This window comes from Shewanella psychrophila (assembly GCF_002005305.1).
Taxonomy (GTDB): Bacteria; Pseudomonadota; Gammaproteobacteria; order Enterobacterales; family Shewanellaceae; genus Shewanella; species Shewanella psychrophila.
In genome coordinates this window covers 4,538,482-4,551,341 of record NZ_CP014782.1, presented here as the reverse complement: position 1 = coordinate 4,551,341, position 12,860 = coordinate 4,538,482, and the positions used below count along the sequence as shown (strand labels likewise).

11 protein-coding genes are annotated in these 12,860 nt (G+C 44.6%); 4 read left to right on the top strand and 7 right to left on the bottom strand.

Going from position 1 to position 12,860, the window contains the following annotated elements; all coding sequences use genetic code 11:
* Positions 1–8 precede the first annotated feature (8 nt).
* Complete coding sequence (locus tag sps_RS19710; protein WP_077754060.1) at positions 9–362, top strand: type VI secretion system contractile sheath small subunit; 354 nt, start codon at positions 9–11, stop codon at positions 360–362.
* 74 nt (positions 363–436) lie between these two features.
* Here the strand turns inward: sps_RS19710 and sps_RS19705 are convergent, their stop codons facing one another.
* The 6 genes from sps_RS19705 to sps_RS19680 form a co-directional block, all read right to left on the bottom strand.
* Complete coding sequence (locus sps_RS19705) at positions 437–1,177, bottom strand: DUF3726 domain-containing protein (RefSeq protein ID WP_077754059.1); 741 nt, start codon at positions 1,175–1,177, stop codon at positions 437–439.
* Between the two features lie 3 nt (positions 1,178–1,180).
* The gene (locus sps_RS19700) at positions 1,181–2,944 is read right to left on the bottom strand and encodes a hypothetical protein (RefSeq protein ID WP_237157887.1); all 1,764 of its coding nucleotides are present in this window, start codon (positions 2,942–2,944) and stop codon (positions 1,181–1,183) included.
* 75 nt (positions 2,945–3,019) lie between these two features.
* A complete protein-coding gene (locus tag sps_RS19695; protein ID WP_077754058.1) occupies positions 3,020–4,588 on the bottom strand; it encodes a BCCT family transporter in 1,569 nt (522 codons plus the stop codon).
* Positions 4,589–4,837: 249 nt separating this feature from the next.
* Entirely contained in the window at positions 4,838–5,830 is a 993-nt protein-coding gene (locus tag sps_RS19690) for a membrane dipeptidase (RefSeq protein WP_077754057.1), read from the bottom strand.
* 10 nt (positions 5,831–5,840) lie between these two features.
* On the bottom strand, positions 5,841–7,289 hold the full coding sequence (locus sps_RS19685) for an aldehyde dehydrogenase family protein (protein WP_077754056.1): 1,449 nt from the start codon (positions 7,287–7,289) through the stop codon (positions 5,841–5,843).
* 172 nt (positions 7,290–7,461) lie between these two features.
* Positions 7,462–7,860 (bottom strand): RidA family protein, encoded by a 399-nt coding sequence (locus tag sps_RS19680; RefSeq protein ID WP_077754055.1) that lies wholly within the window; start codon positions 7,858–7,860, stop codon positions 7,462–7,464.
* A 265-nt stretch (positions 7,861–8,125) separates the two neighbouring features.
* Here sps_RS19680 and sps_RS19675 point away from each other — a divergent pair, with 265 nt between their 5' ends.
* From sps_RS19675 to sps_RS19665, 3 genes are all read left to right on the top strand, one after another.
* Positions 8,126–9,007, top strand: a complete 882-nt coding sequence (locus tag sps_RS19675; RefSeq protein WP_077754054.1) for a LysR family transcriptional regulator — start codon at positions 8,126–8,128, stop codon at positions 9,005–9,007.
* 564 nt (positions 9,008–9,571) lie between these two features.
* Positions 9,572–10,045 (top strand): DUF924 family protein, encoded by a 474-nt coding sequence (locus tag sps_RS19670; protein WP_077754053.1) that lies wholly within the window; start codon positions 9,572–9,574, stop codon positions 10,043–10,045.
* Between the two features lie 478 nt (positions 10,046–10,523).
* Positions 10,524–11,729 (top strand): hypothetical protein, encoded by a 1,206-nt coding sequence (locus sps_RS19665; RefSeq protein WP_077754052.1) that lies wholly within the window; start codon positions 10,524–10,526, stop codon positions 11,727–11,729.
* 18 nt (positions 11,730–11,747) lie between these two features.
* Here the strand turns inward: sps_RS19665 and sps_RS19660 are convergent, their stop codons facing one another.
* Complete coding sequence (locus sps_RS19660; RefSeq protein ID WP_077754051.1) at positions 11,748–12,653, bottom strand: LysR family transcriptional regulator; 906 nt, start codon at positions 12,651–12,653, stop codon at positions 11,748–11,750.
* Positions 12,654–12,860 lie beyond the last annotated feature (207 nt).

The window sequence follows — 12,860 nt, the reverse complement described above, 5'->3', positions numbered from 1 at the left end:
AGAAATGTATGCAAGGTATTAATGTTGAAAAATTCAATGTGAACAACGCACTTTATGTTGAAAACCTGCAAGTGTTGATTGAAAACTGGCTAACCAGTATCAGCTTAGTGATTAACCGCTTATCCAGTGAAGAGAAGATAGCGGAGCCAATGGAAGTTGATAGTGACATTGATTTTGATGGATCTGATTCTTTGACTTTTAGCTTGCAGCATTTTATCGAGTTGCAGCAAGCTTTGATCGATTTAAAGAGTCCCAAGGGCAATGTCAATGAGTTCAGCAAACGTTTACAAGAGTACTTATCGTCAGAAAGCTCCCGCAATGAATTACTCAGTGAGATGAGGTTAATTCCTCATCTCCAATAGCAAGCGAAACAGTCTTTTCCCTAAGGGTTACAACAAACTTAGAGGAGAGGAACCTCACCTCTAAGCTGAGTGTTTTATTCGCTGATTAGCAGCTGATGATCCGCTCCAGCGCCCCGCAGAGAAACGGCATTAGATTCGACTAAAATGGTGCTGGCGACCGACTTGATGGTGTCCCAATCTTCCCGGCTCACCGATATACCTTGTTTCCATGCCTTGCGTTTACTTTCTGCCTGTATCGATGATGTGATGTGGTGCGTCATATCACCTCCTAACGGATGAGTGATGGACTGCCGGCTGATTTCTATTGATAGTGAGTGTTGGTCATCGGCTTTTTGTCGAGTCAGGTAAAGCTCGGGTAAGCTCTGGCCAGCATCGAGTATGTACACTAGCTGTATTGACTCTGGGCCATTATTCCAGCTTGCCTTTATTGATAAGCCATTCTTAGCAAGCTTTATCAGCTCACCAAAGGCGAGCCAACGGTTGTGACAGTGGCTGATTTGTAAGGTAACGGTTTGATGATCTGTGAGCTGATCTAAACTGTAATCAAGTAACGTGGGGAGATGACATAAGATACTGCAGCCCTTAAGGTCTGCACTCAGTATTTGCTCTGATAAGATATCGACCTTAACCGGGGAATCGAGGTCTCCGGCCAGAAAGTCTAGCGCCTTGATAAAGTGCTTGATGCCATCCAGACCCACCATCTCCAGATCTGCCACCATGTTGGCTATTACGTCGGCTTCGCCACAGTTTTTATGTAAGCTGATAAAGGCCTTAGTGCAGAGTGTCACTAATTCATTATGAGATACCTGAATCATCGTTTATGCCTCATCCGGATTTGTTGTTAGGGGAGAGCCTGGAATGGCATTGTTTTGTGGCAGCTGATTTGGGAGATGACTTTGAAGTAAGGATTCTTCGGGGTAAACGGGAAACAGCCACTCATCTGTGTGTAACTCATCACTCATGGGCGCTCCTTGGAATAGCGTCACTCTCACCCAACGGTCCGAGCGAGGATCAAACTTAGTGGCGCCGAACATGGCTAACTTACAGCGCAATAGATCCATAGGGAGTGTCCCTTTATCTAACAGGTTAACCTGTATGTCCCCCATGGGACATTGAGTCATAGTCCAGACTCGGCGGGTGATGCTGCGATGTTGGGGCTGCGCTATTAAGAACTCACTAATCGGCATCGATGCTGGCTTATTGATTAATGCTTGGTGTAAGCGTGAGACTTGTCTGGCTATATCTAGGCTCATCTCTTGCTCATCTCCTGCTTCTACTCCCCTGACGCCCATTCTGGGCTCCTCTTTATCTTTAGAGCGATACCAGAACCAGTGACTATTTTTAGCCAATGAAAAATCAATATCTAGTGCCCAGCGATAGCGATGTTGTAATATTTGCAAAATCTCTTCGATAAGCAAACCTGATCTGAGACACAAAGCTTCATCGGCATTCATGGTCAATTCATATTTATCGATTAGATCTGGGTACAGCTCCAGCATGCAGGTGATGACGATTTCTTGAGATTCATAACTGTAACTCTGTGTGTCTTGGATAAGTGTCCGCCACTGGTGAAACTGCTCTTGGGTTAACCCTGAAATCACGGTATCGAGTTCCTGGACACTTAGTCTGTTTTTCTCCTGCTGATTGGTATCTATGGTGATCACTTGTTGCAAATGAATAACGGCGCGCTTTAATAGCTTTACTAAGCTGGTGTTTTTCTCTTGTGTCAGTGGCTGGGATGATGTTGTTGCTATGGCATATTCCCGCTGAGATAGCCACCTGTCTATGATCTTTGGATGATTGATCAGGTAAGGCACCATGCCCAAGCCTGTGGCATTACCGACACCTAAATATCTTTGCAGCGGCTTAATTAACTCGACGGCTTGATTGCCGCCACGCTGCTTAGCCAGATAATGTACCCAGTCCAGACTGAATTGTCGCAATACATATACTGCGCACATCTGAGCACTGAATGACAATTCGAAATCTAGATTCTGTTTGAGAATTTCAAAATCTGCGATACCAAATTTACCGTTGCCATATACCGCCGTAGTACGCAAAATATAACCGACACTAGCCAGTATGTCCCGCTGGGGCTGAACTCCAGATGAAAGCGAGTCCACCAGATGTTCGAACACCCGCATACTCTTGTTGGCTCTTGCTAGCACTAATACCTGACTGCAATTTCTACCGGCTTCTTGTAGTGGCACATTGTCCTTAAGCCTGGCAAATAAGCCAGAGTCGACATCCCCATGGACGAGTGCGAAGGTGATATCCCACTTCTCGGCAATAACGCGATCGTTACGCTCATCATTGGCTATTTCATCTGAGAAAATCAGCAGGTGATAATGATTATCTAAGGTGTCGATACGGTATACCACATGACCGAATCCTTGCTCATCAAGAGCCCATTCAGACTGGGATATGTTCCATTTTTGTCGTGCCATACGGCGCACTAAGCTACGTACGAAGCTCAATCGACTCTGGTGCATGGCGCCCAAACGATTCGGGTTCATCACAATGTCCGGTTCTCTTAATGTCCCGTTATCCATCAGATTTGTTGAGCCTAAATTATTTATCATGTTGAATCCTTGAGTGTTATTCACTTCTTATTCATTTATTAATAGCTTCAGCCTGTTGACAGGCTCGAATTATGGTTAAAAACCTTGGGTCTTGGCCATTTCTATGGCTAGTTTTGGCGCATTCCACAATGAGGGCAGCAGGATGAGGGAGACCGGTACAGCTGTTATCACAATAAACGATTGCAAAGCCGTGATCCCGCCAGAACCCATTGAGATTAATATTAAGGCGGAGATCCCCATCATGATCCCCCAAAACGCGCGAATCGCCGTGCTGGGTTCACTGTTTCCGCTGATCACCACACTGATGGTGTAGGTCATGGAGTCACCAGTGGTGATGATAAAAATGGCGGTGAGCAGCAAGAACAAGATGGATATAACCGTCGGGTACGGAAGCTGCTGAGTGATAGCTAACAGTGACGCGGGCAGATTAAAGCCTTCGAAGGCAGCACTGACAGATCCCGGATTACTTATCTCGAATGCCAGGCCTGAGCCGCCAACCACGGTAAACCAGAAGCAAGTGATTAAGGGGGCTATAATACTGACGGCGCACACCAATTGGCGGATAGTTCGGCCACGAGAGATACGGGCGATAAAGATTGCCATCATGGGGCCATATCCCAGAAACCACCCCCAAAAGAACACGGTCCACCAACTTAACCAGGCCTCATCACCTCGATAGGTTGCCATAGGGAAAAAGTTGTTCAGCATGGAGCCAACGCCTTGCAAGTAACCGTTGATAATGAAGCTAGTATCACCAAATATTAGAATGTAAATCATCAAGCCTATGGCCAGTATGATGTTACATCGACTCAAAAACTGAATACCGCGATTGACGCCACTCAGAGCCGATAGGGTATACATACCGATAGCTAATAAGATGATCACAAGCTGGGTAGCATAGGAGTCCGGCAAGCCAAATAAAGCGTTGAGGGCATAGCTGACCTGAAGCCCAAGAAAGCCTATGGGCCCAATAGTCCCAGCCGCGACGGCGATAATACTCGTGGTATCGATCAGAGTGCCGGTTATGCCATGAAGTGCTCGCTCACCCAAAAGTGGATACAATAAGGTGCGTGGCTTAAGGGGCAGGCCTTTATCATAATGCAGGTGCATCAGTACGATTGAAGTCAGACTGCCGAGTATGGCCCAGGCCAAAAAGCCCCAGTGCATGAAAGATTGTGACAAAGCATTGATGGCAATTTGTTTAACATCATCAGTACTGGCAAACACTGGCGGCGAGCTGACAAAGTGAGCAATTGGCTCGGCAGCGGCCCAAAATACCCCCCCACCGGCCAATAGAGTACACAGGATTATCGATAACCAGCGAAAACCGTCCATCTCAGGTTTATTTAAGCCCCCGAGTACTACATGGCCAGTTCTGCCTGCCGCAAGAGCCAGGCTTATAAGGAAAGTGAGTAAAAGAAGCACCTGCCAATAGGGGCCGAAGATCATCACCGACCAGTTAAACCCCACATCAACGATCTTGGCAAGCAGCGTATCGTCGAACAATGCAATGGCGACAAATAGGGCGATAAAGCCACCACTTAGCCAGAGTACGGGTTTATCTAAATTGAGATCTTTATGTTTATTTGTTGATTGCCTTGCTGTTGAAATCTCCGCGTTTGCGGTATTGATTGCATCAGACATATTTTGCTCCACAGGTTATTGGACTTGCCAGTGGCTAAATCCTTTTAAGCTGCCCGGTTTTGAGTTATAGGTTATTCAGGGCAGCACATGTATATTTCTGTCTCTGTCTTTATTTCCTCTAATAGGGCGTTCTTCTCTGAAGTTATCCAAGAAGCCATAGGAGAATTCAGTTCATCTATGACTTTTTGGCTTTTGATCTAACTCCTAGGTTCTAATCCTAAGCCCCAAGTCCTAAAATTAAGCCTAAATCTAAACCCCTTCGAGGACCAATCCCTCCCGAAGGAAATTCAACCAATTTCCGCCCAATATCTTTTGGGTATCTTCAAGGGAGAACCCCTGTTCGACTAAGCCACTATAGATGTTTTCCATCCCTTGGCTGGCGTTAAACCAGGGCAGTGCCGCGGGCCAACCTGTATTGCTGGCCGATCCTTCGCCATAATCCATTTTCTTAGACCAACGGCCATTTCTCATCCACTCCAGCACCTGTTTTGGCTGGTTAAGGCAAAGGTCGCTGCCTATGCTGAGGTGCTCGACTCCAATAATCTCGGCGGTGTCGGCGACCATCTGACAGAAGGTGCTCAAGCTACATTGACTGCCGCCCGGAAGATGGAAGGGATATAGGCTAAAACCTATCAGGCCGCCGCGTTCGGCGAGTGCCTTAATTACCCGGGTAGATTTATTGCGCAGGGCGCTATGAGCAAAAGCCGGGTTAGCATGACTGATGCAGATGGGCCGTGAAGAGAGGTCAATGGCTTGCAGTGTCGACTCTTCTGCGCTGTGGGACATGTCGATTATCATGCCGACACGGTTCATCTCGGCAATGGCCTGTCGACCGAAGCGGGTCACACCACTGTCTGTTGCCTCATAACAACCGCTGGCCAACAGGCTTTGATTGTTATAGGTGAGCTGCATGATGAGCAGGCCTTGCTTGCGCATTACCCCAATTAAGCCAATCTCGTCATCTATGGGGGAACAGTTTTGTGCCCCCAAAAATATGCCGACTCTACCGCTGGCTTTAGCCTGATAGATATCTTCCACTTCGAGGATCGGCATGATGAGATCCTTATTATTTTCGAAGTGCTGATCCCACTTAGCAAATTGGCTCAAGGTTTCCCTAGCATTCTCGTGGTAAGCCAAGGTGGCATGGACAGCTGTGATGCCACTGTCTCTGAGAGACTTGAAGTAATCTCGGTTCCAGTGACAGTATTGCAGACCATCTATGATGATTTGATCTTGATACATGGCGAGCTCCTTAATAAGGGCGCTGGTAAGCCGTTTTGATAACGGTATAAAATTCTTTAGCGTATTGACCTTGCTCTCTGGGGCCAAAGCTCGACTGCTTACGTCCACCAAATGGCACATGATAATCTGTGCCCGCGGTGGGTAAATTCACCATGACGCACCCGGTCTGTGCTTGCTGTTTAAACAGGGCGCTACTGCGTAGACTCTGGGTAATGATGCCGGCGGTTAAGCCGAATCGTGTGTCATTGACTGTGGCTATGGCTTCATCGAGGTCTTTGACCTTGATGACGCTGGCTAAGGGAGCGAACACTTCCTCCTGATTCAAGTCCCAATCATTTTTCGTATTAAGCAGTAAGGTTGGCGACATATAATAGCCTTCATGCTCCAGCGCTAATCTTTGTCCCCCGAAGGCGAGGTCGGCGCCGTGGTGGTGGGCCTTATCAATCCAGTCAAAATTGGCTGCCAGCTGTTTATCATCGACCACAGGGCCCATGAAAACGTCTTTTTCTAAGGCGTGTCCGACTTTCAATTGACTCATGCGTTTAATCAAGGCATCGACATATTTGTCATGGATACTCTCTAATACCACTAAGCGAGATGAGGCGGTGCACTTTTGACCCGCCCCCGAATAGGAACCGGCGATAGTCGCCTCGACAGCAATATTAATATCGGCGTCATCGGCAATGACTAAGGCATTCTTGCTGCCCATCTCCAGCTGGCACTTAACAAAGTTAGCTGCCGTGGCTGTGGCTATCTTACGGCCGGTATCTACCGAGCCGGTAAAGCTTACCGCGTCAATTTTATCAGAATGGATTAAGGCGTCGCCGACCTCACTGCCACTGCCTAGCACCAAGTTAAAGGTGCCGGCGGGTAAGTCCTGACGATGAATGATATCTGCCAATGCGACGGCGCTCGCCGGTGTCAGGTTAGCGGGTTTCCAAATCACACTGTTGCCAAAAGCTAATGCAGGGGCGATTTTCCAGGCGGCGGTGGCAACGGGAAAGTTCCAGGGAGAGATAATAGCCACCACTCCCACGGCTTCTCGGCTGACTTCCACAGATACGCCCGGTCTGACCGAGTCGGCGAGATCGCCCATCTGTCTCAGGACTTCAGCGGCGAAATAATGGAAGAACTGGCCAGACCGATAGACTTCACCTCTGCCTTCGGCAAAAGGTTTACCTTCCTCTTTCGACAGCAAGGTGCCGAGTTCATCACAACGAGCTATTAGCTCATCACCTATGGCTTGCAGGGCTTTTTGTTTTTGCTCCAATGGTGTTTTTTCCCAGATAGGTTGGGCTTGTCTCGCCGCCGAGATAGCTTGGTCTACCTGTTGGCGACTGGCCTGAGAAAATTGACCTAAATCTTGGGATAGATCAGACGGGTTAATATTGGTAATGGTCGATATTCCTCCCTGCCATTCACCGCCGATATAGATAGCTTGTTCTGTATTGAAATTCATTATTAATCCTTTTCTTTTACTTACATTCTGGAAAATAGCTAGGTGCTAGGTGCTAGGTGCTAGGTGCTAGGTGCTAGGTGCTAGGGATTATGGACTTATGAAAAGTCGCATACACAAGCAGTTAAACCAGCTTGCTTTTCTGGCTTTAAAGGGCAAGCACAATGGCCTAGGCTTATGAAACCGCCGCATACACAACCAGTTCGACCAGCATCTCTTTTCTGGCTAAACCGGCAACCACAAGGGCTGCACGATTAGGGAAGGGGGCCTTAAAGTACTCAGCATAAATGGCATTGACCTTAGGTAGATAACTCGCATTTGTTACATAGATCATCACTTGCAATACGGCATCGGTATCAACGTCTGCGCAGTCCAAGGTATGCACTAGGTTATCCAGTGTCTGCCGGGTTTGAGCTTCAATTCCACCTTCAACCACAATACCTTGGTTATCGATAGGTATTTGCGCGGTATACAGGGTGCCGTTAGCTGTGATGGCCCACTCTAACGGAGCGGTCGAAGCGAAAAGTGATGTGGGCACTGCTTGTTTAGTCTTGGCCATGGATTTATTACTCATCAAGAATCAATAATTATGTGTGAGTTCAAATATTGCACATGATTTTCGATAAGGCTAACGGTTAATTTTTTCCAATTGATAAATTTTACTTATCAACTTTTGATGGAGGAAGTGATACATAAAATGCTTTTTTTTATTCATAAAATAAATAATACTTATCAATCTAGTGCTATTAGCGATTAAAAAACCTTAGCGGGGTTGATAACAACAGCGTTCATTAAACAGCATCAACATGAGAGCTCAAATAAGAGGAATAAAATAGCCAATGGATATTAAGTTGCAGCAGCTAAAGCATTTTTCTCTGGTGGTCGAGGAGGGGGGATTTCGGGCTGCATCCTCGAGAGCGAACCGCTCCCAGGCCGCTCTTTCCACTTCGATAAAGGAGCTGGAACGCACTCTAGGCCAACCTCTGTTCGAAACTGGTCATAAGGCTAGATTGACCCCTTTCGGTGAGATCTGTCTGCCTAAGGTTATTCTGTTTCTCAGTCAATATCGTGCATTAACCTATGACTTTAGCGCCGCTGCCGCGGGTGAGCTAGGCGAGCTGCGTATTGCCAGTGTCCCTTCGGTTGCCGCTAAAATTATCCCTAAGGTATTGGCTAAATTTACTCGTGGACACCCCAAGGTAAAGGTGTCACTTATCGATGACAATGCTATTGGGGTCGAGAGAAGGTTACTGGCGGGTGAAGTGGATCTCGCCTTGGGGAATTGCCTTAACATCAGTCATACCAGAGTCGATTTCACCCCGCTATTGTTAGATCCTCTAGGACTGGTCTGCCTAAAAGAACACCCGTTAGCGCAACAGAAAAAAGGCGTCACTTGGCAGGAGATAAGTCGCTACCCCTTCATCAATAATGGGACCTGTAAGCTATTAGAAGCCAGCAGTGCCAGTCCACTTACTCAAAATGCCCTCTACAGCGTAGAGAACATCACTTCACTGTTTTCAGTGCTTGAACTTGGGATCGGTGTGACAACTCTGCCAAGGTTAGCTTTTCCTCAAAATGTCCCTTCACTGTGTTGGATCCCCTTATTGGCTCCTCTGGTCGAGAGACAGATTGGTATATTCAGGCTAAAGGATCGTCATAGTTCGCCTCAGGCAATGATATTTTATAATTTGTGCATTAAGGAGTTAATACCTGAAAAATAGAGGGAGGACAGAATAAGCGTTTTATTAAATATTCTGTTTATTATATTAATGTTTTTAACATTCTGAAGTATAAAGGTATAAAAAAGGCTCTTAACAAATGGTTAGGGGGATTAAGAGCCAAGGTCATATAGCTTTAATTAGTTAACTAGATTTAGTTACTATATGGATTAGCATCTCTCTTAGAAGAAGAGACAATCCAAGATATTATCAGAAAGGTTGATAAACCTCCGGCAGAAAAAACACCTGCATAAATCATAAATAGTTCAAAATATTCCATCATCTACTCACTTAAGAATCCATTGATTTGAAATTATAATTTAGTCTGTTTGTTTATTGTTCGCACCTGGTATTGTGTTTCTGTAGTGTATCCTATCGTGATTTTTAAGTTGGTTAAATAATTTCGTGCCTATAATTAACGGCTCTATCTGTACGTTGCGGATACATTTCTTGGCTCGGGAATGGTGTATATGTCATTTAGACATAAAAGCAATTTTATTTTATAGAAGGTTTTTATTGTTAGTGGTTAGAGTAAGTAATCTATTATTAATTAATAAGAGTAATAAGATGAATAATTTTTTGAGGCAGTGGTTCAGCCAATACAGTAAAGGCAAGGGAGTCGAAATTTATATGCTTTCTAATGAGGTCAAGCTGGACTGGTTCGAATTACTGGAGCAGGCGAGAGCCGGGCAACTGGATCAGTGGCAAAAAAGTCCATTGGGGAGTTTAGCACTGATATTAATCCTGGGGCCGGTTGCATTCTTGCTGAGTGATGATTATAGCTATTTCCACCAAAGAGGCAGGGCGCTTTGTATCAGTGGTATAGAGAAAGGGTTCGATACTCAGTTAGAGTTTGTTCAGCGTCGCTGCTTCTATGATCCCTTGTATTACTCTGCAAGAGCTGAAGATCATAGGTTACTATTACTCCTGCTTAGGGGAATGCAATCCCACGCACAGGGAGATGATAAGCATGCTTGGAATATCTGGTATAAGAAAGCCTTAATACTGAGTGATTGCCATGGGTTACAACCTATGGCATGAGATTTAAATAATAGGTATTATTAACTGATAAAAGTATTAAATTACACTTTTTTATTCAGACCAGTTCTTATCTGACTCTATTAAGCCTGAGCCTTTAATCCGGCCTGATTTTACAGTTTTATCAGCAAACAGATACAACTTATCATTTTCTACTAACCAAATATCAGGGTTCTATTTGTAGAATAATATCAGATTTATTAGTATCTGAAATGTTCTTAGATGAGAACAAATCTTCAAACATAGTCAATTCACCTATTGATAACAGATTCGCTCTATCCATTGGAGCCTTATATTGAAATTATTTCCATTTAATTAAACTTATCATATCAGTTGTTTACTTACGTAAGTTCAGTGTATTTATTCTGGATAACATTTAGTCATGCTCGTTAAACAAACAATTATTTGTCGAAATATACGTCATTGCTGACAATGGCACTTGTTAACTTTGTGTCTTTGATTGTTAAAAAGAGTAATAACTATGAATAAGAAACTCTACCTTACACTTGCTATTTCAATTATTTTTTCACCTAAGTCATTTGCATCGAATGCCATCGCCGATGCTATTAATGACGCTAAGGTGAGTGGACAAATTAAATCACTGTATTTTGCCCAAGACTTCTCTGATAGCTCAGGCAAGCAAGATAGCTCAATTTGGACTAATGGAGGAGAGTTCAAATTAGTATCTGGTGACTTCCATGGCTTTAGCCTCAGTAGCTCTCTCCAAGTTGTAGATGTAACTTGGATAGATGACTTTGATGATGCTTATAAAACATCTATGAGTGCCGATGGTGCCGTGTTATCTGAAGCATATCTTGGTTATGGCATTGGTAATACCAGTGTCAGTTTTGGTAGGCAATACTTAGCCATGCCACTGCTCGGCGGCTCATCGGCTCAAAGTATTACTGAGTCATACGAAGCATACTTGGTCACCGATCGTTCATTGCCTCAAACTGTCATTGTTGCCGGTAAAATAGACCGATATCAAGCTAGAACCGATTTCAAATCTACAGCTCCCTTCACTGAGTCTAAAGTAGATGCTAAAGGCAAACCAGGTGAGTTTCTTGATATTGGTGACCATGGAATGTATAGCTTGTATATGAGTAACAGGTCGATGGCTAATACTAAAGTACAGGTACATCTGGTGGAGACCCAAGGAATAGCGTTTATGGGCTATGCAGACATCTTCTATAAGTTAGATACTCGTTTTAAGCCTTATATCGGTGGGCAATATTATAAGACGGTTTACCACGATAATAATCTTGGGCAGGATTCAGATATGTTGGGGGTAAAACTGGGGGTTGAATTAATAGATAACCTCGACTTGTTTACTGGTTATAACAAGACCAACGAGGATGGCAAGGTGCTTCATGGCCTGGGCAACAATGCCTATGCCAATTTCACCACAACCACTAAAACCTCTGGTGATACAGGCTTTGAGGCCGGAAGTCATTCATTACAACTCGGTGTCGCTTATCAGATTGACTCGGTAAAGGTAAAATATAGATGGACGAACTTTAATCCCCTAGACGAAGAGGGCGGGATGACGGAACATACCTTAAATCTGAGTTATCAATTTGAATCTCTAAAGCAATTGTCGGCCATGCTAGATTATTCAGTGATGAGTTTTGATAACGATGCCAGAAGCATGACGGACTTAAGGACTAAGCTCATGTATCGTTTCTAATACCTATATTAAAGCTTATTATTTAAGCTTTTTCATATAGGCGAGTAGAGATGATCTGAAAGCGTTAGCCAACGCACTTTGCTGTGGCACTCTGGCTTGAACCAAAAAATAGCTCCATTGTGCCGTTGGTTCCAAGGGGAGTGTGACAATACCTCTATCGTCGGCGAGTAAAATAAAGGGGTCGAGAATGGCAATACCGACACCTCTTTTTACCAGTTGAAGTAACAGGTGCTGCGATCTAGCCTCAAAAACAATATTGCGTTTTATCCCTTGGCCGATAAATAAATTTTCCACGCGAGTTCTGAACGGACTGCCATAGCTCAGTGTCATAAATCTCTCATCTTGCAGGTCTTTAGGCGTTAAAGAATCTCTGTTAGCGAGTGGATGACCTTGAGGCAGAAATACTCTGGCTTTTTGTTGATAGAGTTCCCAACAATCAAAATCCTCATCATCTATATCTACATCGGCTATGATAGCCACATCTACCTTTCTATCTAACACCATCTCGATAAGCTGGTTTCTCGGGGCTGTTTCTAATTCGATCCTTATTTGGGGATGAGAGATGGCAAAATCTGCAACCACATCATGAAGAAAACTGTCGGAACACACAGGCATAGCACCGATCCTCAATTTTCCCCTATTGTTATTTACTATCGCTGCTGCGGAGCGACTTAAGCTATCTAAACCAGTAAACAGACGTTCTACATCTTGATAAAACAGGTGAGCTTCTGGCGTTATCTCTAACTTATTATGACTCCTGACAAAGAGTTTGAAACCAAGTTGTTTCTCAAGATCGGCTAACAATCTACTGACGGCTGGTTGAGAGACATGCATCAATGAAGCCGCATTAGTGACACTGCCAGTTAACATGAATTTTTGAAATGCCTCAATCTGGCGTGGGTTGAGCTTACTATCTGATGACATAGAGACTCTCTCAGTAATATTGAGCGAAAAAAAAGGCGGTAAAAACCGCCTTATTATACCATTCCATATAAGTATCTGGTCAGTTCAAAGACTCTCAGTTTTTTCAATTCAAGGCGCATTGATGAGGAAATGGCTATTCCCTTTTAAGTCAATGCAACACAGAAGTGGAAACACTGAGAGCCTCACGCAGTGCGGCTGATGCTTAAA